The organism is Variovorax sp. Soil_C_39 (assembly GCF_057656815.1).
Genome location: NZ_JBDGJQ010000001.1, coordinates 1 through 22,056 on the forward strand (window position 1 = coordinate 1; position 22,056 = coordinate 22,056).

The 22,056-nt window shown below is 68.8% G+C and carries 22 protein-coding genes and 1 pseudogene; 6 read left to right on the top strand and 17 right to left on the bottom strand.

Annotation, left to right across the window (positions count from 1 at the left end; translation table 11 throughout):
- From AC3A6J_RS00005 to AC3A6J_RS00025, 5 genes are all read left to right on the top strand, one after another.
- Positions 1-1,110, top strand: a 1,110-nt coding sequence (locus AC3A6J_RS00005; protein ID WP_487857838.1) for a type VI secretion system Vgr family protein, incomplete at its 5' end; no start/stop codon positions are given.
- On the top strand, positions 1,107-2,246 hold the full coding sequence (locus tag AC3A6J_RS00010) for a DUF2169 family type VI secretion system accessory protein (protein ID WP_487857839.1): 1,140 nt from the start codon (positions 1,107-1,109) through the stop codon (positions 2,244-2,246). The genes AC3A6J_RS00005 and AC3A6J_RS00010, both read left to right, overlap by 4 nt.
- On the top strand, positions 2,243-2,590 hold the full coding sequence (locus AC3A6J_RS00015) for a PAAR-like domain-containing protein (RefSeq protein ID WP_487857840.1): 348 nt from the start codon (positions 2,243-2,245) through the stop codon (positions 2,588-2,590). The genes AC3A6J_RS00010 and AC3A6J_RS00015 overlap by 4 nt, the downstream gene beginning before the upstream one ends.
- 76 nt (positions 2,591-2,666) lie before the next feature.
- Positions 2,667-3,851 carry a hypothetical protein gene (locus AC3A6J_RS00020; RefSeq protein ID WP_487857841.1) on the top strand — a complete coding sequence of 395 codons (1,185 nt, stop codon included), beginning with the start codon at positions 2,667-2,669 and terminating at the stop codon, positions 3,849-3,851.
- Positions 3,848-4,054 (top strand): hypothetical protein, encoded by a 207-nt coding sequence (locus tag AC3A6J_RS00025; RefSeq protein WP_487857842.1) that lies wholly within the window; start codon positions 3,848-3,850, stop codon positions 4,052-4,054. Before AC3A6J_RS00020 ends, AC3A6J_RS00025 begins: the two co-directional genes overlap by 4 nt.
- Before the next feature lie 7 nt (positions 4,055-4,061).
- Here AC3A6J_RS00025 and AC3A6J_RS00030 read toward each other — a convergent pair whose 3' ends face one another.
- The 8 genes from AC3A6J_RS00030 to AC3A6J_RS00065 form a co-directional block, all read right to left on the bottom strand.
- The gene (locus AC3A6J_RS00030; RefSeq protein ID WP_487857843.1) at positions 4,062-4,748 is read right to left on the bottom strand and encodes a DsbA family oxidoreductase; all 687 of its coding nucleotides are present in this window, start codon (positions 4,746-4,748) and stop codon (positions 4,062-4,064) included.
- Positions 4,749-4,794: 46 nt separating this feature from the next.
- Positions 4,795-6,204: an MFS transporter gene (locus tag AC3A6J_RS00035; RefSeq protein WP_487857844.1), complete on the bottom strand. Its 1,410-nt coding sequence runs from the start codon at positions 6,202-6,204 to the stop codon at positions 4,795-4,797.
- A gap of 38 nt (positions 6,205-6,242) precedes the next feature.
- Complete coding sequence (locus tag AC3A6J_RS00040) at positions 6,243-8,141, bottom strand: bifunctional sugar phosphate isomerase/epimerase/4-hydroxyphenylpyruvate dioxygenase family protein (protein ID WP_487857845.1); 1,899 nt, start codon at positions 8,139-8,141, stop codon at positions 6,243-6,245.
- Positions 8,142-8,281: 140 nt separating this feature from the next.
- The gene (locus AC3A6J_RS00045) at positions 8,282-9,046 is read right to left on the bottom strand and encodes an alpha/beta fold hydrolase (RefSeq protein ID WP_487857846.1); all 765 of its coding nucleotides are present in this window, start codon (positions 9,044-9,046) and stop codon (positions 8,282-8,284) included.
- 46 nt (positions 9,047-9,092) lie between these two features.
- Positions 9,093-9,527, bottom strand: coding sequence for a carboxymuconolactone decarboxylase family protein (locus tag AC3A6J_RS00050; RefSeq protein ID WP_487857847.1), 435 nt, complete (start codon positions 9,525-9,527; stop codon positions 9,093-9,095).
- Positions 9,524-10,735 carry a 3-carboxy-cis,cis-muconate cycloisomerase gene (gene pcaB / locus AC3A6J_RS00055; protein ID WP_487857848.1) on the bottom strand — a complete coding sequence of 404 codons (1,212 nt, stop codon included), beginning with the start codon at positions 10,733-10,735 and terminating at the stop codon, positions 9,524-9,526. The genes AC3A6J_RS00050 and pcaB overlap by 4 nt, the downstream gene beginning before the upstream one ends.
- 9 nt (positions 10,736-10,744) lie before the next feature.
- Entirely contained in the window at positions 10,745-11,578 is an 834-nt protein-coding gene (locus tag AC3A6J_RS00060) for a shikimate dehydrogenase family protein (RefSeq protein WP_487857849.1), read from the bottom strand.
- A gap of 34 nt (positions 11,579-11,612) precedes the next feature.
- Positions 11,613-12,536: a shikimate dehydrogenase family protein gene (locus AC3A6J_RS00065; RefSeq protein ID WP_487857850.1), complete on the bottom strand. Its 924-nt coding sequence runs from the start codon at positions 12,534-12,536 to the stop codon at positions 11,613-11,615.
- Between the two features lie 197 nt (positions 12,537-12,733).
- On the opposite strand from AC3A6J_RS00065, the gene AC3A6J_RS00070 reads away from it, so the two are divergent.
- Complete coding sequence (locus tag AC3A6J_RS00070; protein WP_487857851.1) at positions 12,734-13,543, top strand: IclR family transcriptional regulator domain-containing protein; 810 nt, start codon at positions 12,734-12,736, stop codon at positions 13,541-13,543.
- Positions 13,544-13,567: 24 nt separating this feature from the next.
- Here the strand turns inward: AC3A6J_RS00070 and AC3A6J_RS00075 are convergent, their stop codons facing one another.
- The 9 genes and pseudogenes from AC3A6J_RS00075 to AC3A6J_RS00115 all read right to left on the bottom strand — a co-directional run bounded on the left by AC3A6J_RS00075 (position 13,568) and on the right by AC3A6J_RS00115 (position 21,999).
- Positions 13,568-14,623 (bottom strand): hypothetical protein, encoded by a 1,056-nt coding sequence (locus AC3A6J_RS00075; RefSeq protein ID WP_487857852.1) that lies wholly within the window; start codon positions 14,621-14,623, stop codon positions 13,568-13,570.
- Positions 14,624-14,849: 226 nt separating this feature from the next.
- A complete protein-coding gene (locus AC3A6J_RS00080; RefSeq protein WP_487857853.1) occupies positions 14,850-16,040 on the bottom strand; it encodes an MFS transporter in 1,191 nt (396 codons plus the stop codon).
- Positions 16,040-17,164: a chorismate synthase gene (gene aroC / locus AC3A6J_RS00085; RefSeq protein ID WP_487857854.1), complete on the bottom strand. Its 1,125-nt coding sequence runs from the start codon at positions 17,162-17,164 to the stop codon at positions 16,040-16,042. The genes AC3A6J_RS00080 and aroC overlap by 1 nt, the downstream gene beginning before the upstream one ends.
- 46 nt (positions 17,165-17,210) lie before the next feature.
- On the bottom strand, positions 17,211-17,396 hold the full coding sequence (locus AC3A6J_RS00090) for a hypothetical protein (RefSeq protein ID WP_487857855.1): 186 nt from the start codon (positions 17,394-17,396) through the stop codon (positions 17,211-17,213).
- 48 nt (positions 17,397-17,444) lie between these two features.
- The gene (locus AC3A6J_RS00095; protein ID WP_487857856.1) at positions 17,445-19,019 is read right to left on the bottom strand and encodes an MFS transporter; all 1,575 of its coding nucleotides are present in this window, start codon (positions 19,017-19,019) and stop codon (positions 17,445-17,447) included.
- Positions 19,016-19,486: an SRPBCC family protein gene (locus AC3A6J_RS00100; RefSeq protein WP_487857857.1), complete on the bottom strand. Its 471-nt coding sequence runs from the start codon at positions 19,484-19,486 to the stop codon at positions 19,016-19,018. Before AC3A6J_RS00100 ends, AC3A6J_RS00095 begins: the two co-directional genes overlap by 4 nt.
- Positions 19,487-19,584: 98 nt before the next feature.
- A pseudogene (locus AC3A6J_RS00105) lies at positions 19,585-19,824 on the bottom strand (ArsR/SmtB family transcription factor); the annotation flags it as partial.
- A gap of 55 nt (positions 19,825-19,879) precedes the next feature.
- On the bottom strand, positions 19,880-20,998 hold the full coding sequence (locus AC3A6J_RS00110; protein WP_487858613.1) for an acyltransferase family protein: 1,119 nt from the start codon (positions 20,996-20,998) through the stop codon (positions 19,880-19,882).
- A 38-nt stretch (positions 20,999-21,036) separates the two neighbouring features.
- The gene (locus tag AC3A6J_RS00115; RefSeq protein ID WP_487857858.1) at positions 21,037-21,999 is read right to left on the bottom strand and encodes an NAD(P)H-dependent flavin oxidoreductase; all 963 of its coding nucleotides are present in this window, start codon (positions 21,997-21,999) and stop codon (positions 21,037-21,039) included.
- Between the last annotated feature and the right edge of the window lie 57 nt (positions 22,000-22,056).

The window sequence follows — 22,056 nt, forward strand, 5'->3', positions numbered from 1 at the left end:
GAGATCTGGACCGACGAGTACGGCCGCGTGAAGCTGAGCTTCCACTGGAACCGCTACTGCACGAAGGACGAGAACAGTTCGTGCTGGGTGCGCGTGTCCTCGCCATGGGCCGGCACCCAGTTCGGCGGCATCCAGGTGCCGCGCATCGGCCAGGAGGTGATCGTCGACTTCGAGAACGGCGACCCCGACCGGCCGATCGTGACGGGGCGGGTCTACAACGCCGACAACATGCCGCCCTGGAAGCTGCCGGACAACGCCACGCAGAGCGGCATGCTCACGCGCAGTTCCGAAGGCGGCAGCGGCGAGAACGCCAACGCGCTGCGCTTCGAGGACAGGAAGGGCCAGGAGCAGGTGTGGCTGCATGCCGAGCGCAACCAGGACATCGAGGTCGAGCGCGACGAGACCCACTGGGTGGGGAACGACCGCAGCAAGAAGGTCGACCGCAATCAGATCTCGACGATCGGCATGGCCTACATGCACAACGTGGGCCTCGCCAAGATGGTGAACATCGGCCTCGCCTATTCGTTCAACGTGGGCATGCTGCGCAATGCCGTGGTCGGCATGACCGACAACACCCTGGTCGGCAAGACGAAGACAACGAAGGTCGGCGAGCAATACACGCTATCGGTCGGCGGCGACAAGGGCAGCCATATCCAGATGGACGGAACCTCGATTTCGCTTCGCGTGGGCGCATCGGTGGTTCAGTTGAAGGCGGACGGGTCGATCGCGGTGACGGGCAAGAAGATCAACATCACCGCGCAGGGCGACGACGTGACGCTGAACGGAGAGCACATCTGGCTCAATCCGACGGGCGGCCAGGCGGCGTTGCAGCCCACGGCGGTGCCGCGCGCGCCGGCGCCCGAGCCGCCCGGCAGTCCGATGGCGAGCCTGGGTGCGTTGATGGGTGGGAATCCCGGCTCGCTGCTGGGCCAGGCCTCGCAGCTGGCCTCGATCGCCAAGCAGGTCGCCGGCGCCGCCGACGGTGGCGCCGGACTCGCGGCGCAGGTGTTGGGCGTGGCGTCCGCCGCTGCGGCCTCGGACGTGTTGGGCCGCGCTGCCGCTACGGACGGCGGCATCGATCCCGTCGGCGCAAAGGCGATGCGCCAGTGACTGCGCCAACCGTTCCGTCGCCGCGATTGCAGCAGGTGCGCAATCTCACGCCCTTCGGACACCTCCAGTACGACAAGATGGGGCCCGGCAGGCGCTTCAGCGACGTGGTGATCGTCTGCGCGAGCTTCGTGCTGGCCCCCGGGCGACTGCAAGCTTCGCCGGTTCATCGCGGCCCGGTCTTTGCCGACGTGGCGTGGGACGTAGCCCACCCTGCCCTTTCGAGCCTGCGCGCCGCGACCGATCTCGTGCTGGTGAAGCCCGAAGCCGATGTATTCATCACGGGCAGCGCCAGGGCGCGCAACTGGACACCGCAGCGCGAATGGCGCGCGACCCTCGAGGTCTTGCGAGGCGACATCCGGTTGCTGCAGAAATCGCTGCGCCTGACCGGGCCTCGCGGGTGGCACTGGCATGACGATCCGACGCAGTGCACGCCCACCGATCCCGAGCCCACGCTCGAAGTGCCGCTGCGCTGGGAACTCGCTTTCGGGGGATGCTGGCACGATGAAGGCGATGCGCCGGGTTCGCCGCCACGCATGAACGCCGCCAATCCCTCGGGCCTCGGCTGCTTCGGCACGGCCGGCCGCGACGCGCGTTCGCCCGCACCGCGGATCGAGGCCGCCGAGGCGCCAGTCATGCATGCCAACCAGGAGGGCCTCGCTCCCGCGGGGTTCGGTCCGGTCGCGCGCCACTGGGCGCCGCGGGTACAGCTTGCCGGCACCTACGACGAAGCATGGCTGCAGCGCAATGCGCAAGCGCCGTTCATGGACTACGCCGACGACTTCGATCCGCGCTTCTTCCAGTACGCACCGGCTGACCAGCGAATTGCCGGGGGGCTCGCAGGCGATGAGCGGCTGCGCCTGGCCGGCTTCTTCGCGTCGGCCGATGCGATCGAGACGGCATTGCCCGCCTGGCGTATCGGTGCACGCTGGCGCAGCGGCGACGGGTCGCAAGGCAGCGAAGCCATGACGCTCGATACCGTGCACGTCGACCTAGACGACATGCTGGTCCACCTGACCTGGCGCCTCAGCCTCGACCAGGCCCGCGAGATCGACGCCGTCGACCTGCATCTCGAGGCGATCGACAACGCGGACAGCGGCCACGTCAATCCGGTTCACGACAGAAGGACGTACGCATGAGCTCGGAGCGGCACATCGCGGATGCCGAGACCCGCTTCATGGTGGTCAACGTGACGCCCGACTTCTGCGTGGTCGGCGATCGGGTCGTTCCGTTCGACATCGTCTCCATCCTGCCGCCCGAGAAGGCGGCGTACGCGGGAACCGTGTTCGCGCGCGGCGAGAAGGTGTTGATGATCGAGAGCGTGATCCGGGGCGTGGCAGGCAATGCCGGCAGCGGCGTGCGCTCGGGCGTGTCCCTCGGGTCGGGCAACGTCAAGGTCGTCTCCGGGTCCCAGACCGTGTTTGTCGAAAGCCGCGCCGTCGCGCGCCACGGCGATCTTTGCGAGATGAACGGAGCGGCCTGATGAGCGCCGCGCCGGGCCGCCCCAAGCAAGCTCGCTCCCGCTTGGCGGGAAGGCGCGCAGCGCCAAGGGTGCACCAGTGAGCGCCGCGCCCGACAGCCGGGACACGCTGGCCCAGGCGGTGCAGACAACGCCGTTCAACGGCAACGGGACCATCGGCCGACTGCTGACCGTCCAGGTGCCGAGCGGCCCGATGCTGCGCCGCCGCCCCGGCATCTGCAGCGAGCGCTACGAGCGGGCCCAGGCCGAATTCGACAGCCAGCCGTTCTATGTGCGCTGGACGTCGGGCCTCGACCGCCCCGCCGGGGTGGAACCCACCGATGCGCTGATGTACGCCCGGCAGTTCAAGGAAGAATGCGAGCGGTGGCCCGACGAGATCCCGCAATCGGTGATCGACGACAAGCGCCAGCAGCTCAGCGACCATCTGACCGGCCAGTCGCCGCTGCCGCCCGAGCAATCGTTGAAGCTGCGGCGCGATCTCGACTTTCTCGACGACGTCTACAACCCCGGGCCTCGCGTCTCGGGCAGCCTCTCGAATGCCGAGCAGGCCTGGCTGGACGAACGCAACCTGCGTTTCGGCAACACGATGGCCATCAGCTTCCTCGGACCGGTGTTCGGCGGCCCCGGCGCCGCGACGCGCGTGCTCGGAGGCACCGAACAGCAGGTGGCCGCGGCCAATCAATTCGGTGCCGGGCTGCTCGACGCCGCGACGATCCGTACCGGGTTCGGAGGGCGGCGCCCGACCCAGCCCATCGCGCGCCCGGGCGAGACGGCGCGCGGCGCACCGCTCGAGCCGGTGAGCAGGCCAACGGAACAGGGACACACTCGCCCATCCCCGCGTGTCGAGGTGGGCCGCGACGGTACCGTGGTCGTGCGGCCCTTGCCGCCCGGCATGAAGGCCACCGACAACAAGTCGATCCGCGAGTGGTACAACAAGCACACCTCGCCCGAAAGGATGAAGGCGCTCGATGAACAATGGAAGGCGGAAGGCAAGAGTCCCCAGGAACGCGCCGAACTGGCCTTCAACGAACGGCACGACGCGCGGATGACTGCCCGCTCCTACATGCAGGACCCGGTCGAAGTCGAGGGGCTGCGCCAGCGAGACCTGCAGAAGTACGGCTCACCGGACGGGCCGACCTTTCAGCAGGAAGTACAGAAGTACCAGGCGCGTGGCCTGCAAGGCGACGACATCTACCAATCGATCATCGATGGCGCGTCCAGGACCAGCGCGGAATACAACAGCAAGTTCGGAATCACGAAATGAGTTCACCCCATCTTGAAACGCCGATGTCGTGGTCGAAGACCGGCGATGCGGAATTTCCCTACGAGGCGACCGACGCGGACGGACAGAAGCTCGTCGTCCGGATGAACGATTTTCCCGAGGAGCCGATGTACACGCTGTTGCGCGGCGGGGTTCCGCTCGAGAGCTTCGACGACTGGCCGGCGGCCTGGCGCATCGAAGCCTGAGATCCCGTCACGCCGCAGCCACCGCATTCGGCGCCGCGCCCGCAATCTGCCGCAGCGCCCGCTCGAACACCTCGACCGGCTGCCCGCCCGAGATCAGGTGGTGGTCGTTGATGATGATCGCGGGCACCGAGTGGATGCCCGCATCGGTGTACATGCGCTCGCGATCGCGGGTCTCGCGCGCGAATTCGTCGCCGGACAGGATCTCGCGCGCCCGCGCCGGGTCGAGCCCCGCGTCTCCGGCTGCGCGCACCAGCACCTCGTGGTCCGACGTGTTCTCGCGGTCGGTGAAGAAGGCCTTCAGCAGCCGTTTCTTGAGCGCGAGCTGCCGGGCCGCGTCCTCGAGCCCCGCCCAATGCAGCAGGCGGTGCGCGTCGAAGGTGTTGTAGACGCGGGGGCGGCCCTCAGGGTGGAACGCGAAGCCCACCTCAGCGCCGCGCGCACGGATGGCCTCGCGCGTCTGGGCCTGCTGCTCGCGCGTGGCGCCGTATTTCTCGTTCAGGTGCTCGAAGGTGTCCTGCCCCTCGGGCGGCATCTGCGGGTTGAGCTCGAAGGGCTGAAAGTGCAGCTCGGCCGTGACGTCCGGAGCCACGCGGCCGAGCGCGGCCTCGAGCGCGCCGAGGCCCACCGCGCACCAGGGGCAGGCCACGTCGGAGACGAAGTCGATCTTGAGATGGGAGGGGGAGGAAGAAGTCATGCCGGCATTCTTCCCCACGCCGGCGTCCTTGGTGCAGACAGGGACTTCAGGCCACGGCCCGCGCCAGGCGCGAATCGGCCAGCGTCTGCTCGCGCAGCCGGTCGTACTCGGCCTTGTCGACCGGCACCGCATCGGGCTTGCCGAGGTCGTTCATCTGCACGCGGTAGGTCTCGCGTGCGCTCATCGCGGCCAGCGCGGCGAGCACGGTGATCGCGAAGGTGATGGCGCCCACGGTGAGCCAGATGTTGGCCGCGCCGGGCGGCGCCACGGTCGCGAACAGCGCCGGCAGCAAGGCGGTGAAGGTGGTGCCCAGGTTCTGCGAGATCGCCATCGCCGACACGCGGCTGCGCGTACGGAACAGCTCCGGATAGAAGCTCGGGAAGGTGGCGTTGTAGCCCTGGTAGACCACGCCCCACATCAGCAGCGACATGCACACGGCGAGCGGCACGTTCCTGATGCTGATGGCGTACAGGTATGCGAACGAGAGCAGGCCCGAGGCGAGCGCGCCGAAGATGATCGGCGGCTTGCGGCCGATGCGGTCGGACAGGTTGCCCACGAACGGAATGACCACCACGGCGACGATGTTGCCGAGCACCGGAATCCACAGGTACACGTCCTTCTCGAAGCCGATGCCGTAGGCGGCCTGCACCGCGTAGGCGCCGCCGAACACGGTCGCCACCACCGGAATCACGTTCATCAGCGCCATGCAGATCACGCGCAGCATGTCGCGCCAGCTGTCGGTGATGGCCTGCACGATCGGCGCCTTGGGCACTTCGCCCTTCTTGTCGACCTCGGCGAAGGCCGGTGTCTCGTCGACCTCGCGGCGGATGATGTAGCCCGCGACGATGACCAGGAAGCTCAGCAGGAACGGAATCCGCCAGCCCCACGAGTTGAAGGCTTCCTCGGGCATGTAGTGCGCGAGCGGCAGGAACACGGCGGCGGCCATGATCTGGCCAGCCTGCACGCCCTGCAGCGTGAAGCTCGCGAAGAAGCCGCGCCGGCCGAACGGCGCATGCTCCAGGATCATCGAGCTGGCGCCCGAGATCTCGCCGGCCACGGCAAAGCCCTGGATGAGGCGCATGAGCACCAGCAGTGCCGGTGCGAGCAGGCCAACCTGGTCGTAGGTCGGCAGCAGGCCCACGGCGACGGTCGAGAAACCCATCAGGAACATGCATAGCACCAGCACCTGCTTGCGCCCGTGGGTGTCGCCCCAGTGGCCGAGCACGAAGGCGCCGATGGGCCGGGCGATGTAGCCGACGCCATAGGTCGCGAGCGACGCGATGATCGCGGTCTTGGGGTCGCCCTTGGGGAAGAAGATCTGCGGAAAGATCAGCGCCGCCGCGGTGGCGTAGATGAAGAAGTCGTAGTACTCCAGCGCCGAGCCAATCCAGCCGCTGGCGGCGGCCTTCTTCGACTGGTGCCGGCCTTTGGGTTCATGGGCCATCGGATTTGCCATGCTGTTTGTCTCCGGTTGAACAATGGGAAAAGTTGCTGTCAGTCCTGCGCCTGCGAGGCCATGCGCGCGGGCGCATTGAGCGCGCCATAGGCGTCGTAGCCCGCGGTGCGCTGTGCAAGCTCGAAGAAGAGCCCGCCTTCGAGGCCTTCGGTGTAGATGTGCAGGTAGTCGCCGGCCGGCGAGCGGTCGAACATCACGCCGGCGGCACGCATGCGCGCGAGCAGCGCGGGGTCCAGCTCGACGCGCGTCGCCAGGTCGTCGTAGTAGTTGTCCGAGATCGGCACGAAGCGCGTGCCGATCTCGCGCAGCCGCGCCACGCTCTCGAAGATGTCGGTGCAGGCCAGCGCGATGTGGTGCACCGCACCGCCGCCGGTCACGCTCAGCGTGCGCGCGGTGCGGGTGCGCTGGCTCAGCGACACGTTGAGCACCAGCCGAACGCTGCGCTCGGCATTGGCCACGCCACGGCTGCGGATGAGCCCAAACGGGTCGGCGAGTTCGAGGCTCTCGCCAGGCGCCAGGCCCAGCACGGCGCGCGTGAACAGCACCCAGGTGTCGAGCTGGTCGAGCGCCAGGCCAAGCGCCGCATGGTCGATCCGAAGCAGGCCGGCACCGTGCACGTCGGCATTGGCATCGAGGACGAAATCGGCCTCGTAGAGCCCGTTGGCGCCGAGCGATTCGGCCACGAAGTGCAGCAGGTTGCCGCCTGGCGCAACGATCGCCGGCACGCGCAGTTCGCCCGGGCCCACGGGGCTGTCGTGGCGCTGCGAGCACATGGCGGTGGCACGCTCGACCGCCGCTTGCGGATCGGCACAGCGGATGCCGAGCGCGCACACCGAGGTGCCGTGCGCCTCGAAGCGGCTGCGCGCAAACGACGCCGGCTCGCCATTGACCAGCAGGTTGATCTCGCCCTGGCGGTACAGCGCCACGGCCTTCGAACGGTGGCGGCCGATGCGGCGAAAGCCGAGCTGCTCGAGCATCGCGCCGAGCGCGGGCGCGCCGTTCTCGTCGGTCGCGAACTCGATGAACGAGAAGCCCGACAGCGCGGGCGCCGGCGGCGGGCTGAAGAGCACCACGGCGGGCGCAACCGCCGGCGCGGCGGCCGTGGCAGGCGCGTCCGCGGCGAGCCGCCGCCGCGCTTCGCTCTCGAGGTAGAGCAGCGAGCGCATCGCGTCCACCGCGGTGCGGCGGTTCGGCGTCTCGCGGAACAGGTCGTTGAAGATCTCGAGCGACAGCGGCCCGGCATAGCCGGCGCGCAGCACCTGTTCGAAGAAGCCGATCACGTCGAGCTCGCCCTGCCCCGGAAACGCGCGGTGGTGGCGCGCCCACTGCAGCACGTCCATCGACAGCAGCGGCGCATCGGCCATCTGCAGAAAGAAGATCCGGTCGCCCGGGATGTCGGCGATGCCGTTGAAATCGTCCTTGAGCGACAGCGTATGGAAGCTGTCGAGGATCAGGCCCAGGTTCGGATGGCCGGCTTGCCGCACGATGTTCCAGGCCTGGCCATAGCGCGAGGTGAAACGGCCCCAGGCCAGCGCCTCGAAGCCCACCCGCAGCCCGCGGCGGGCGGCGCGTTCGGCCAGTTCATGCAACTGGGCCGCGGCCAGCGCAGGATCGTCGACGGCGAGCGGCGAGGTGTTGGAGCAGCACAGCATCAGCGGCGCGCCCATCGCCTGCATCAGGTCGAACTTGCGCTCCGCGCGTTCGAGGTTGCGCCGAAACTGGGCCTCGGGCATGGCCTCGAAGTCGCGGAACGGCTGGTACAGGTCGATCGACAGGCCGAGGTCCGCGGCGATGCGGCGCAATTCGGCGGCCGAGCCCCTGAAATTGACGAAGTCGCTCTCGAACAGCTCGATGCCGTCGAAGCCGGCGGCCGCAACGGCTTCGAGCTTCTGGCGAAGGGTGCCGCTGAGGGACACGGTGGCGATGGCGCGGTGCATGGGCCTGACTGTAGGAACCCCAGCCGCCGCCCACAATGCTTGGCGCACCAGAAATGTTCGATCATCGAACGCGAACGTTCATTCTTCGCGCGAAATAGGGGTTACACCTAGGAGCCACGCCCCGCCAGCAACCCGGTAGATCAGAGGCTGCGCCAGTAATCGATCAGCAACTGGCTGAACTCGACCGGGCGCTCGACCGCACTCAGGTGCGCCGCGTCGATGGTCGCGAGCCGCGCACCCGGGATCGCCGCCACCATGGCCTCCGACATCGCGAGCGGCGTGGCCTCGTCCTGCACGCCCGCGATCACCAGCGTGGGCACGGCGATGCGGCGGTTGCTCTCGCGGAAGTCGATCGCGGCCACGGCATTGCAGCTCTCGATGTAGCCCTGCGCGTCGGTGCGCACCAGTACGTCGTGGAGCGCCTGCGACGCGGCCTTGCCTTCGGCCGTGATGACATAGCCCGGCGTGAGCCAGCGCGACACCGCGCCCTGCGCGATCGCCGCGACGCCCTTGGCGGCCACGGTTTCGACGCGCGCGCGCCACGGGCTCTGGTCTGCATAGTAGGCCGACGAGTTGGCGATCACCACACTGCGCAGCAGTTCGGGGTGCCGCACTGCGAGCGCCTGCGCGGCCATGCCGCCCATCGAGAGGCCGACGAAATGCACGGGCTCGCCGCCGGTCTCGCGCTGGATGAGCTCGGCGGCATCCTGCGCCAGGGTCTCGATGCCGAGCGCGCCCGGCACCACCTCGGAGCCGCCGTGGTTGCGGTGGTCGTAGCGGATCACGGTATGGCCGCGCGCGAGCTGCTCGGCCACGCCGTCCCACATGTGCAGGTCGCAGCCGAGCGCGTGGCTCAGCACGACGAAGGGGCCGCTGCCTTCTCGGCGCACGTTCAGACGGGTCATGGTGTTTCCTTCTCGATGAATGCTGTGGAGGGCGCGGCCCGATCGTTCACTTCGCCGCCGCTGGCGGCAGCAGGCCCTTCTCGCGCAGGATGCCGGTCGCGATGCCGAATGCATGGTTGGCCACCGGCACGCCGCAGTAGATGGCAGCCATCATGATGACTTCCTTGATGTCGTCGGGCGTGAGGCGCGATTCTTCGGGTCCGTCGAGCGCGGCGCGCACATGCATCGCGAACTCTTCGTAGGCATGGATGCCGAGCATCATCGACAGCACCATGAAGCGGCGCGTCTTGTCGCCCAGCGCGGGCCGGCCCCAGATGTCGTTCCATGCATGGCGCGTGATGAGCGCCTGGAACTCGGCGTTGAATTCGTTGCGGTTGGCGAGCGATCGGTCGACCCAGGCATCGCCCAGCACGCGGCGGCGGTTGACGAGGCCGGCTTCGTAGTCGTCGTGGCCGGTGCTCGGTGTTTCGGGTGCGGTCATGCGGAGAGTTCCTTGTCTGAGAGTTTGGCCCGGAGCGCCTTGGCCTCGGCCATTGCGACTTGCCCGGCTTGGACTGCAAGCGCGGGATCGAACCATTCGTCGGCGGCGTTGCGCGGCAGCTCGGCGCGCAGGCGGTCGATGTTGGCGCGCATGCGCGCGGCATCGACCTGCAGGCCCGGCAGCGCGCCGGCCATGGCGCGCACGCTGCCATGCGCCGACATCAGCAGCTGCGGCCATTCGGCCAGTTCGGCCTGCCAGGCGCCGAGCGCGCGCTCGTGCTGCTGCGGCATGGCGCCGAGCAAGGCGGCCACGCGCTGCGGCGCCCGGTGCGCGGCGGCGATGGCCACCATCGATGCCACGGGATTGCGCTTGTGCGGCATGGCCGACGAGCCGCCGCGGCCGGGCTCGCTCGGCTCGGTGACTTCGCCGACCTCGTACTGGCCGAGCAGCGCGATGTCGACCGCGATCTTGCCGAGGCTGCCGGTGACGAGGCCGAGCTCGCAGCCCAGCGCCACCCATTCGTCGCGCTGCGTGTGCCAGGTCGCGCCGGGGTCGCCGAGGCCGAGTTCCTTGGCCATGCGCGCGCGCACCGCGGCACCCTGCCCCTTCATCTGCGCCAGCGTGCCGACCGCACCGCCGAGCTGCACCTGCAGCGCGTGCTTCGCGGCCGCGCGCAGGCGGATGCGGCTGCGCACCAGCGGCGCCGCCCAGCCCGCGCACTTGAAGCCGAAGCTCGTGACCGAGGCCGGCTGCATCAGCGTGCGCGCGAGCATCGGCGTCTCGGCATGCACCACGGCCAGGCCGAGCAGCGCGTCAGCCGCCTTGGCCAGGTCGGCCTCGACCAGCGCCACGGATTCGCGCGTGACCAGCGCCATCGCGCTGTCGATCACATCCTGGCTGGTGCTGCCGAAATGCACGAACGGCGCGGCCTCTGCATTGAACAGGCCCACCGCCTCGCGCAGCGCCTTCACCAGCGGGATCGCCACGCTGCCCGCCCGGCCGCTCTCGCGCACGATCTTGGCCACGTCGAACAGCTCGACCTTGCAACTGCCCACGATGGAGTGCGCCGCGCTCTCGGGAATCAGCCCTTCGGCAGCCTGGGCGCGCGCGAGCGCGGCCTCGAAGCGCAGCATCGCGTCGACGAAGGCGCGGTCGCTGAACGCACCGAGCGTTTCGGATGTGGAAAGAAAACCTTCGAAGATACTCATGTCGATCGCTCAGTATTTCAATTGGGCCACGGCGCGCAGGTCGTCGGGCGACGCAGTGCCGAAGCCGAAGAACTCGAGGTAGGCCGGGATCATCTCGAACAGCATGTCGGTGCCGACCTGCACCGCGCAGCCCTTGGCCTGGGCGGCCTGCAGCAGCGGCGTGTATTCGGTCTTCATGACAACCTCGCCGACGAAGGTGCCGGGCGCGATGCGCTCGACATCGAAGGGCAACGGGTCGCCCTCGTTCATCCCGAGCGGCGTGGCATTGACGATCACGTCGAAGCCCGCCGGGTCCTTCGAGCCGGTCGCCACCTTCATCTGCGGGTAGTGCGCGTGCAGCCGGGCGGCCAGCGCCTGGGCCGCGGCATCGTTCATGTCGAACAGCATCAGTTCGGCCGCGCCGGCCGCGGCGATCGAGGCCGCAATGGCCGAACCCACGCCGCCCGCGCCCGACACCAGCACGCGCGTGCCCTTGAAGCGCCGGCCCTTGCGCTCGACGCCGCGCACGAAACCCGCGCCGTCGAACTGGTCGCCGAGCAGGCTGCCGTCGGGCCGCTTGAGGATCGCGTTGCAGGCGCCGGCCACGCGCGCCGTGGGCGTGGCCTCGTCGACCAGCCCCATGGTCGTGACCTTGTGCGGCATGGTGACCAGCGCGCCGCGGAGATTGCTGAACTTGAAGACCTGCGCCAGCGTGGCAGCGTAGTCCTCGGGCTTGACGCCCATTGGCACCACCACCGCGTCGATGCCCTGCCGCTCGAACCAGGGGTTGTAGATCATCGGCGCCTTGAAGGCCTCGGTGGGATAGCCCAGGTGGGCGATGAGCGTGGTCTTGCCGGAAATCATTCGGTGTCGTGTTTGTTGGAGCGTTGCGCGGACGTCAGGCGACGCTGGCCGAGTGATAGCGCAGGGGGTTGGCGATCTCGCCGTGCATCGCGGGCGGATAGATGATTTCGCGCAGGAAGCTGGCGTCGGCCTGCATCGCCTCGGCCGCATCGAGGTGCCCGAAGTAGCGAAAGTAATGCGGCATCTGCTGGATCAGCATCTCGAAGCCGGCCTGCGCATTGAGCCCGCGCGCGCGGGCCGCCTGCACCAGCGGCGTGGGCTGGTTGCGCAGCAGGATGTCGAACAGCGCCGCATGCGGCGCCATGCGCGACACGTCGACCGGCAGCGCATCGCCTTCCACCAGCCCGAGCGGCGTGGCGTTGATGACAAGGTCGTAGCCCTCGGGCGCATTGCTGTCGACCACCGTCACGCGCGCATCGAAGAAGGCATCGAGCTTGGCCGCCACGCCGGCGGCCTTGCCGGCCGAGGTGTCGTGAAAGGCGATGTGCTCGGCCCCGTCGACCGTGCCTCCCTCGGCCAGCGCGACGCCGATGGCCGCCGCGCTCACGCCCGCGCCGAGGATCAAAACGCGCTTGCCGCGAAACGGGATGTTGAAGTGATCGAGCGCGCCGAGCAGACCCTCGCCGTCGAACAGGTCGCCCTCGAGTTCGTTGTTCTCGATGCGGCGCACCACGTTCACCGAGCCCGCCACCCGGCCGAACAGCCCGCAGCCGTCGAGCAGGTCGACCGCCAGCGGCTTGTGCGGCGGCGCAAGCACCATGCCCAGCACGTTGCGCGCCAGGAACGCCGACTTGAAGAACACCGCGAAGTCGCGAAGCGGCACCTGCACGGGCAGCATCACCGCGTCGATGCCGAAGCGCTCGAAGGCCGCATTGAACATGCGCGGCAGCCGCACGTTGCGCACCGGGTCGCCCGGGATCAGGTAGGCCTGGGTCGCACCGTTGATGGATTGGCTCATGGGCAAGCTTTCGTTCGTCAATCGCCCTGCGAAGAGCGGATCGAAGGGTTTATAGCCCGATCGAGTTGTCCTTGCAGGTTGGAGCGGGCCGAATCGTACGATTGTCGAATTCAAATGATCGATGATCGATCAAATCAAGGGTTTTCACTAGATCGGAAGGTAGGTTGCATCGGTCGTGCGCAAGGCAAACTCCCGCGATGAGCAGCAGCAACAGCATCGGCCACAAGCACGACGACGCGGCGCCTCCCGCCGGCCTCGACAAGCGCGACTGGATCGCCGGGCTCGAGCGCGGCGTGAGCATCATCGAGGCCTTCGACGACGCGCATCCGCGCCTGACCGCCAGCCAGGCCGGCGAACGCACCGGCATGACGCGCACCGCGGCCCGGCGCTACCTGCTGACGCTGCAGCACATGGGCTACGTGGCGAGCGACGGCAAGCTGTTCTGGCTCACGCCGCGCGTGCTGCGGCTCGGCCAGTCGTACCTCGAATCGGCGCGGCTGCCGCGCGTGGTGCAGCCGTTTCTCCAGCGGGTCGCGGCCGGCACCCACGAGATCGCGTACCTCAGCGTGATGGACGGCGACGAGGTCGTCTACATCGCGCGCAACGGGCCCAACCGCAGCATGAGCACCGGCTACGTGCTCGGCGCGCGCGTGCCGGCGCAGGTCACGGCCTCGGGCATGCTGATGCTGGCGCTGCGCAGCGACGCCGAGCTCGACGAATGGCTGGCGACCCACCGGCTCACCGTGTTCACGTCACACACCATCGCCAGCATGGAGCGCATGAAGCTGGAGCTCGCGCGCATCCGGGCCCAGGGCTGGGCGATCTCGGAGCAGCAGCTCGACCTCAACTCGCGCGGGATCGCCGTGCCCCTGCGCGACCGGCACGGCATGCTGGTCGGTGCGCTCAACATCACGATGCCGATGGGGCACGAAAGCTCCGAAGACGCCGTGGCGCGCGTGCTGCCGGTGTTGCGCGAGACGGCGCAGGCGATGCGCAACCTGATCTAGGCAGATGCGAACGAGGCATGCGCCTCAGGCGGGCTCCAACAATCCGTGGTCCGTCGACCGGCCCTGGCGCGCCTGCGCGTCATCGTCCGCGGCCCGGTACTTCGCCCACGAGCCCGAGGGCCACTCGAACTCCTGCACGCCGGCATCGGTCGCCTGGCTGAACAGCGCCTGCGCGCTATCGTCGATCGTGCCTTCGAGGATCTGCGCACCGAAGATGGCAAAGCCGTGCAGATCGCTCGCAGCGCGAAACGGAAATGCGACCGTCACGGCCAGCGGCGCGGCGCCGTGGCAGCGCAGTTCGATCACGATGGCCTCGCTGTCGCGACCGTCCGGCAGCGTGACGAGGGCCTCGCGCGCGAAGGCGGCGACGAGTGCACCGTCGATCGGCGCCTCGAGCGCGGCCCTGCCCCGCCCAAGTGCGCTGCCGTCGGCACCGGCGGTGATCGCCTCGAAGTACGGGCGCGCGCCGTCGACGCCCGGCTGGAACAGTGTGGGCATCAGGTGTCTGCCTTCCGAGACCGTGTACATCGCATAGGACGCCAGCATGCCGAGACACCGCGCGGCCGTGATCCAGGCTATCGGGCCCGCATGGTCGAGCTGCGCCACACTGTCGGCCACGTACTCGGCGCAGGTGGGCGCCCGGGTCGCGCCGAACAGCTTGGCCTCGATCCAGCCGAACGGCAGCAGCACGACGCCCGCATCCTCGGCCATGGCCACGGTGGGCCAGACTGCGTGTCGCGGCACAGGCGCGCGCGCGCCGGGCGTGTGCTGCACGGGGTAGACCGTGTTGGGGTTGTCCTCGTGCCAGGCGATCCGCGCCCCGGTCTGCCGCGCGATGTACGCGACGAGGTAGAACGCGAGCAGCGCGCAGAAATTGTGGCCGCCTGGCAGTTCCAGGAACGACCCGCGGCGGGGGTTCAGCCGGGCCTTGACCTCGTCGAGCAGCAGGTCCATGCGCTCGAGGCTTGCCGGCGTGTAGTCCAGTCGCGCCTGCTGCAGCGCGTTCGGAAACACCCAGCCGCCGCCGGGCTCGATGCCCAGCGCATAGCAGTCCAGGAAATGTCGCGCGCTGTCGTTCATGTTGTTTTCTCCCCCTCGGTGGTCCACGGGATACAGCCATCTACAGGGCAACATGCGTGCCGAAGTCCCCAGCGCCGGTTCAAGCGCCAGAAATGAGTAATTTGGTTTTCAAAACAACCGGTCTTTGAACCATCGGGCGCGCCGGCAGTCCTGGAGGCCTCCACGGGGTTCCCGCGCGTTACCGGCCGGCGTTACGGTCTTGGGCGTAACGGTGGAGCCGGCTATCTCACGCTTGCGCCAACACGGCCTGCTCCAGCCGCATCGCCCGCCATGCGCAAAGGCTGCCCACCATTGCCAGCACAGCCGCAGCCGCGAACATCGCGCGATAGCCGAATTCCTGCGCCACCGCACCGCCCAGCAGCACGCCAAGGACGCCGCCGAAGCCGTAGCCGATCACCGTGAAAAGCGCCTGCCCGCGTCCGCGCAGCCGCCCCGGGAAGCGGCGCGACACGACCGCGATGCAGGTGGTGTGGTGCGCCGCGAAGCTCAGTGCATGCAGCCACTGGGCCACCACCAGCGCCGCAATCGATCCGCCGAGCCCGGCGGTGAGGCCCAGCCGCGCGACCGCCGCGATGCCGCACACGAGCATCCAGCGCGACATTGGCAGCAGGCCGATAAGGCGTCCCTGCAAGAAGAACCAGACGATCTCGGCCACCACCGACAGTGCCCACAGCAGGCCAATGGTGCCCTTGCCGTAGCCGAGCGAATCAAGGTAGAGCGAGAGGAACGCATACACCGAGAAATGCGACATCACCTGGAAGAAGAGCGATGCGAAGAACCAGCGCACCGCGGGAATGCGCAGCACCGGCCCGATGGGCTCCTTGGGCGCATCGTGGGCCGCCACGGGCTCGCGCACGTCGGGCAGCTTGAGCGTCGCGAGCAGCACCACGGCCAGCGTGCCGGCGGCCCAGGCCGGGAAATGCTTCATGCCGAAGCGCTCGAACCACTCGCCCGCGACGAACACCGTCACCAGGAAACCCGCCGACCCGCACAGCCGGATGCGGCCATAGCGCCCCCAGTCGCCCGCCACCAACTGCGCCATCGCCGCTTCGGTGAGCGACATCATCGAGCTGGTGTGCGTGAACATCACGAGCAGCACCAGCGCCAACCACCACGCACCGCCGTTCCACCAGAGACCGAACGAACTGGCGAGCGCCACCGCTGCGCTGAAGCGCAGCAGCATCACGCGATGCCCGGTGTGGTCGCTGAGCGCGCCCCAGGCATAGGGTGCGAACACGCGCGTGATCGACTGCACCGACGCCAGCAGGCTGATCGTGAAGATCGGCAGCCCCAGGTCCTGGAGCCACAGCGGCAAGTACGGATTGAAGAATCCGATGTGCGCGAAATAGCTGGCCGACAGGCCAGCGAACGCCAGCAGGTGGCCGCGCCCGGCGGCCGCTGACGCCGGCGTGGACACTAGAGGAACGAGGCCTTGGGTGATGCGGCCGCCGCGGCTTCGGCGGCGTCGGCCTGAGCCTGCTGCAGGTCGCCGCACTGCGCGCGATGGCGCAGCACATGCTCGATGACCACCAGCGCGAGCATCGCTTCGGCGATCGGCGTGGCCCGGATGCCCACGCAGGGATCGTGGCGGCCCTTGGTGACCACCTCGACCGGATTGTTGTGGATGTCGATCGACTGGCGCGGGCTGATGATCGAGCTCGTGGGCTTGATCGCGATGCTCACCTCGAGGTCTTGCCCCGAGCTGATGCCGCCAAGGATGCCGCCCGCATTGTTGGTGACGAAGCCGGTTGGGGTGATCGAGTCGCCGTGCGCGGTGCCGCGCTGCGTGACGCTGTCGAAACCGGCGCCGATCTCCACCGCCTTGACCGCGTTGATGCCCATCATCGCGTAGGCGATCTCGGCGTCGAGCTTGTCGAACAGCGGCTCGCCCAGCCCGACGGGCACGCCCGTCGCCGTGACACGCAGCCGCGCGCCGCAGGAGTCGCCGGCCTTTCGCAGGCGGTCCATGTAGGCCTCGAGCGCACTCACATCGGCGATGGGCGCGAAGAACGGGTTGTTCGGCACATGGTCCCAGCTCTCGAACGGAATCTCGATCTCGCCGATCTGTGTCATGCAGCCGCGAAACGCGATGCCGTGCCTCTCGGCCAGCCACTTCTTGGCGACCGCGCCGGCCGCGACCATGGGCGCAGTGAGCCGCGCCGACGAACGCCCGCCGCCGCGCGGATCGCGGATGCCGTATTTCTTCCAGTAGGTGTAGTCGGCATGGCCGGGACGAAACTGCTGCGCGATCTGGCCGTAGTCCTTGCTGCGCTGGTCGGTGTTCTGGATCAGCAGCGCGATCGGCGTGCCGGTGGTCTTGCCTTCGTAGACGCCGGACAGGATCTGCACCGCGTCGGGCTCGTTGCGCTGCGTGACGTGGCGGCTGGTGCCGGGGCGGCGGCGGTCGAGATCACCCTGGATGTCGGCCTCGCTGAGCGCCATGCCCGGCGGGCAGCCGTCGATCACGCAGCCGATGGCCGGGCCGTGCGACTCGCCGAAATTGGTGACCGCGAAGAGTGTTCCGAAGGTATTGCCGCTCATGGGGAGCGATTATCCCCACAAAGCAACGGTCAATGCCGGGGCGGGGTCAGCCCGGCGTGTCCTCGGCGCGCCGCTCGAGTGCGCCCAGTTGCAGCTCGATGGCGAAGAGCCGCTCGTTGAGCACGGCCGTCTGCAGGCGTATCGCCTCGACGATGGCCCGGGCCTGCGGGTCGGTGGTGTTCTCGGCGAGTTCCGCCAGGTCGTGCAGCTTCTTGCGCAGTTCGTTGCTCATGGTGGGACTCCGGTCGTTGCGTCGTGGAGGTTCCAGTATGGGGCGTCCTCAGCGCTCCGGCAATGCGGCGGCGCCCGGGGGCTCGGACGCTGCAGCCTCGCTCGCCGGCCCCGCGCCGCGCAGCCTGAATGCCACCAGCCCTGACACCACCAGCAGCACGGCGGCGCAGATGCCGGCCGTGAGCCGCAGCCCGTGCACCAGCGCAGCGCGGCCCGCGTCGAGCAGCTCGGCGCCCGCACTGCCCGTGAGCTGGGCCGCGAGCGCCACCGTGCCGCCAAGGGTGCTGCGCGCGGCCTCGACCTCGGCTGCGCCCGCCAGGCCCGCAGGCACTGCATCGGCCATGGTGCCGCGGTAGATGGCCGCGCCGATGCTGCCCAGGATGGCAATGCCCAGCGCCCCGCCGAATTCGGAACTGGTCTCCGAAATGGCCGAGGCCACGCCCGCGCGCTCGGGCGGCGCGCTGCCCACGACCAGGTCGGTGGCCAACGTGAACACCGGCGCGAGGCCGAGCGAGGAAACGACGGCGCTTGCCACCAGCCAGGCCAGCCCGCCCTGCATCGGCAGCACCACCAGCATCGCGAAACCCAGCGCAGCCACGGCCAGTCCGCCACCCATCACATAGGCCGGGCGCATGCGCCGCACGAGCGCCGGCACCACCATCGAACCGACGATGAAGGCGCCCGCGCCCGGCACGCTCCACAAGCCCGCCTGCAACGGCGGCAGGCCCAGAACCAACTGCAGGTACTGGGCGTTGTAGAGGAACAGCCCGAACATCACGAAGCAGGCCAGCATGTAGGCCGCGAGCGAGACCGCGAAGGCCGGCAGCCGAAAGAGCTGCAGGTCGATCATCGGGTTCTCGAGCCGCTTCTGCCTGCGCGCGAAGACCCAGCCGAGCAGCGCGCCCACCGCGATCGCCGAAACCGACACCGCATCGGGCCCGTGCTCCGCGGTCTGCTTGATGCCGTAGATGGCCGCCAGCACCGCACCGAGCGACAGCGCCGCGCTGGCCAGATCGAGCCGCCCTGCATCGGGGTCGCGGTACTCGGGCAGCAGGATCGGGCCGAGTACCAGCAGCAGAGCCATCACGGGCACGCCGATGAGGAACACCGAGCCCCAAGGGAAGAACTGCAGCAGCACGCCGCCCAGCACCGGCCCGAGCACGGCACCGGCCGAGAAGCTCGATATCCACACGCCGATGGCCACAGTGCGCTGCGCCGGGTCGAGGAACATGTTGCGGATCAGCGAGAGCGTGGACGGCGCGAGCGTCGCGCCCGCCACGCCGAGCAGCGCCCGGGTTGCGATGAGCATGTTGGCACTGGTGGAGAATGCCGCCAGCACCGACGCGATGCCGAACGCCGCCGCGCCGATCAGGAGCAGCCGCCGGCGGCCGATGCGGTCGCCCAGCGTGCCCATGGTGACCAGCAGCCCCGCCACGAAGAAGCCGTAGATGTCGACGATCCACAGCAATTGCGCCGCGGTCGGCTTGAGTTCCTCGCTGATCGCGGGGATCGCGAGGTTCAGCACCGTGAGGTCCATCGAATAGAGCATGCACGGCAGCGCGATGACGGCCAGGCCGGTCCATTCGCGCGCCGTGGCACGTGGCGGGACGATGGCTGCAGTCATTCGCGGCCCAGCCATCCCTCGAGCTTGACGAGCGCGCCAGTCCAGCCATGGCTGTGTCCGTCGCGCGCGGCCTCGTCGAAGAACTGCTCGTGCAGCAGCACGAGTTCGCAGCCCGCGCCAACGGGCTCGATGCGCACCGTCACGCGCGACGCACGCTCGGGCGTGCTGCGCCAGGCCCAGCTGAAGACCAGCTTGCGGTTCGGCACGATCTCCAGGTAAGTGCCGCTCACCTCGTGTGTCTCGCCATCGGCCGCATGCATGCGCACGCGAAACCCTCCGCCGACACGCAGGTCGATCTCGGCCACCGGGACCTCGACGATTTCTTCAGGCCCGAACCAGGCCTTCAGCGCTTGCGGCTCGGTCCACGCGCGCCAGACTTTTTCGCAGGCGACAGGGTAGTGGCGGCGGAGCGTAAGCGAGGGGCGCTCGGTGCCGGAGGCGGTGTTGGGGGTGGCAGGTTTTTCCATTCGATCTCCTCTTGCTGGTAGAGAAAGCGCGCCAGTGCATCGAGTCGCCCGGTCCAGAATTTCTCGTAGCGCGACAACCACATGGCGGCCTCCTGCATGGGCTGCGGCGACAGTTCGCAGCGCACGATCCGGCCCGCCTTCGTGCGCGAGATGAGGCCGGCCTCCTCGAGCACGCGAAGGTGCTTCATGAAGCCGGTCAGCGACATGCCATGCGGCTCGGCGAGTTGGGTCACGCTGAGGCTGCACTCGCCCAGGGTCTCGAGCACGGCACGCCGTGTCGGGTCGGACAGTGCGGCGAACACTGCATCGAGCGTCGCCTGATCTTCTGAGTGAACCATGAGGTTAAGTATCGCGGCAGCGGCCGGCTGCGTCAAGCCGGTGGGCGCAGCGCGCTCAGGCGGACACCAGCACGCCGCTCACGAGCAGCACCGTGAACAATGCGGCCACCGCCCGCCATGAGACCGGGCGCGCCTCCACCCAGCGGTACAGCAGATGCGCGGCGGCCACCGACAGCGCGAAGGTCGCGGCGAGGCCGAGCGCATCGATCCAACCCGCGTGCGGCTCCATCCGCGCCACCAGGGCATTGGTTGCCAGCAGCACCGGAAAGTGGATCAGGAACAGCGAGTACGAAATGCGGCCCAGGCGCTGCAATGGCATGGCGAAGCCGGGCCGCCCTGCAAGCGCGAGCCAGCCACGGCGCTGCGCGATGGCGATCAGCATCGCGCTCGCGAGCGCCAGCGCGATGCGACTGCGCCAGTCGATCGCGAGCGCGGCGGCGCCGGTCAGCATGAGCAGCGCCACGGCGCCCTGCCAGGTGCTCGCACGCGTGGCGCGGCCGATCCAGAACACCAGCATGCCGAGCCCGTACGCGCCGAAGAAATAGAAGGCCGTGTCGTCGAGGTCGGCGTCGCAGTTGAAGAGCGCCAGCGATGCCACGGCGGCGGCGAGCACCAACGCGACCGGCGTCCAGCGCTCGCGCGCCGACACCGGCGCGTCCGCGGGTGCGCGCCGCCGCCATGCCGCGGGCAGGCCCATGAGCGCGAGCGCCAGCACGAACAGCTGGAAGTCGATCGCCACATACCAGACGCCGGTCGACAGCGACTCGTAGTCGAGCAGGTCCTGCAGCAGGAGCCCGTGCGCGAGCAGTTGGCCGAGGCTCGGCGCGGCCGGCACGTCCTCGTCGCCGAGCAGGGGCCGCACGAGCGCCGCCACGAGCACGCAGGCAGTGAGCGCGGCCAGGTAAGGCATGGCGAGGCGCCCGTAGCGCTGCCATATCCGCGCGGCCGGCGAGCGGTCGGCGCGCAGCACGCCGTCGGGCGCGAGGCTGGCCGCCGCGAGAAAGCCCGCAATCACGAGGAAGACCTGCACCGCGAGCCGTCCTTCTTCGGCCAGCCAGCCGAAGAAGGCCGGCGCAACGGCAAGAGCGCCGTCGGGCATCGCGCCGTAGCGCGACAGGTGGTGGCCGACGATCACCGCACAGGCGATGCCCTTGGCGATGTCGAGCAGCGGCATGCGCCCGCGCTCGGCGGGCGCCGCGGCGGGCCCTGGGCTCAAAGCGCGAGCCGCTGCCTTGCCTCTTGGTATTCGCGCTTGAGCTTCTCGATGTAGGCGGCGGCGCTCGACACCTCGGTGACGGCGCCGATGCCCTGGCCCGAGCCCCAGATATCTTTCCAGGCCTTGGCCTTGCTGCCCTCGCCGCCGCCGAAATTCATGGTCTTCACGTCGCCTTCGGGCAGGTTGGTCGGGTCCATGCCGGCCTTCACGATGCTCGGCGCCAGGTAGTTGCCGTGCACGCCGGTGAAGAGGTTCGAATAGACGATGTCGTCCGAGTTTCCGTCGACGATGGCCTGCTTGTAGTCGTCGCTCGCGCGCGCTTCCTCGGTGGCGATGAAGGCGGTGCCGATGTAGGCGAAGTCGGCGCCCATGGCCTGCGCCGCGAGCACGGCGCCGCCGGTGGCGATCGAGCCCGACAGCGCGATGGGGCCGTCGAACCACTGGCGGATCTCCTGCACCAGCGCGAACGGGCTCTTCACGCCCGCATGGCCGCCGGCGCCGGCCGCCACGGCGATGATGCCGTCGGCGCCCTTCTCGATCGCCTTCTGCGCGAACTTGTTGTTGATGATGTCGTGCAGCGTGACGCCACCGTAGCTGTGCACCGCGTCGTTCACGTCGGTGCGCGCGCCGAGCGAGGTGATGACGATCGGCACCTTGTACTTCACGACCATCTCCATGTCGTGCTCGAGCCGGTCATTGCTCTTGTGCACGATCTGGTTGATGGCGAACGGCGCGGCGGGCTTGTCGGGGTTGGCCTTGTTGTAGGCCGCGAGTTCCTCGGTGATCTCGGCCAGCCAGTCTTCGAGTTGCGCCGCGGGACGCGCATTGAGCGCCGGCATCGCGCCGACCACGCCGGCCTTGCATTGCGCGATCACGAGCTTGGGGTTGCTGATGATGAACAGCGGCGAGCCGATGATGGGCAGCGGAAGGTTCGCAAGGACGGGGGGCAGCTTCGACATGTCTTCTCCGGAATGGGGTTCGGCTTTATATAAGAGGAAGGCCTCGATCGCCCGTCA

What these genes read in the sequence shown, in the direction of transcription:
- AC3A6J_RS00015 (WP_487857840.1), top strand. Translation starts at nt 2,243, where the DNA reads ATGAGCTCGGAGCGGCACATCGCGGATGCCGAGACCCGCTTCATGGTG.
- AC3A6J_RS00025 (WP_487857842.1), top strand. Translation starts at nt 3,848, where the DNA reads ATGAGTTCACCCCATCTTGAAACGCCGATGTCGTGGTCGAAGACCGGC.
- AC3A6J_RS00030 (WP_487857843.1), bottom strand. Translation starts at nt 4,748, where the DNA reads ATGACTTCTTCCTCCCCCTCCCATCTCAAGATCGACTTCGTCTCCGAC.
- AC3A6J_RS00035 (WP_487857844.1), bottom strand. Translation starts at nt 6,204, where the DNA reads ATGGCAAATCCGATGGCCCATGAACCCAAAGGCCGGCACCAGTCGAAG.
- AC3A6J_RS00040 (WP_487857845.1), bottom strand. Translation starts at nt 8,141, where the DNA reads ATGCACCGCGCCATCGCCACCGTGTCCCTCAGCGGCACCCTTCGCCAG.
- AC3A6J_RS00045 (WP_487857846.1), bottom strand. Translation starts at nt 9,046, where the DNA reads ATGACCCGTCTGAACGTGCGCCGAGAAGGCAGCGGCCCCTTCGTCGTG.
- AC3A6J_RS00050 (WP_487857847.1), bottom strand. Translation starts at nt 9,527, where the DNA reads ATGACCGCACCCGAAACACCGAGCACCGGCCACGACGACTACGAAGCC.
- pcaB (WP_487857848.1), bottom strand. Translation starts at nt 10,735, where the DNA reads ATGAGTATCTTCGAAGGTTTTCTTTCCACATCCGAAACGCTCGGTGCG.
- AC3A6J_RS00060 (WP_487857849.1), bottom strand. Translation starts at nt 11,578, where the DNA reads ATGATTTCCGGCAAGACCACGCTCATCGCCCACCTGGGCTATCCCACC.
- AC3A6J_RS00065 (WP_487857850.1), bottom strand. Translation starts at nt 12,536, where the DNA reads ATGAGCCAATCCATCAACGGTGCGACCCAGGCCTACCTGATCCCGGGC.
- AC3A6J_RS00070 (WP_487857851.1), top strand. Translation starts at nt 12,734, where the DNA reads ATGAGCAGCAGCAACAGCATCGGCCACAAGCACGACGACGCGGCGCCT.
- AC3A6J_RS00075 (WP_487857852.1), bottom strand. Translation starts at nt 14,623, where the DNA reads ATGAACGACAGCGCGCGACATTTCCTGGACTGCTATGCGCTGGGCATC.
- aroC (WP_487857854.1), bottom strand. Translation starts at nt 17,164, where the DNA reads ATGAGCGGCAATACCTTCGGAACACTCTTCGCGGTCACCAATTTCGGC.
- AC3A6J_RS00090 (WP_487857855.1), bottom strand. Translation starts at nt 17,396, where the DNA reads ATGAGCAACGAACTGCGCAAGAAGCTGCACGACCTGGCGGAACTCGCC.
- AC3A6J_RS00095 (WP_487857856.1), bottom strand. Translation starts at nt 19,019, where the DNA reads ATGACTGCAGCCATCGTCCCGCCACGTGCCACGGCGCGCGAATGGACC.
- AC3A6J_RS00100 (WP_487857857.1), bottom strand. Translation starts at nt 19,486, where the DNA reads ATGGAAAAACCTGCCACCCCCAACACCGCCTCCGGCACCGAGCGCCCC.
- AC3A6J_RS00110 (WP_487858613.1), bottom strand. Translation starts at nt 20,998, where the DNA reads ATGCCGCTGCTCGACATCGCCAAGGGCATCGCCTGTGCGGTGATCGTC.
- AC3A6J_RS00115 (WP_487857858.1), bottom strand. Translation starts at nt 21,999, where the DNA reads ATGTCGAAGCTGCCCCCCGTCCTTGCGAACCTTCCGCTGCCCATCATC.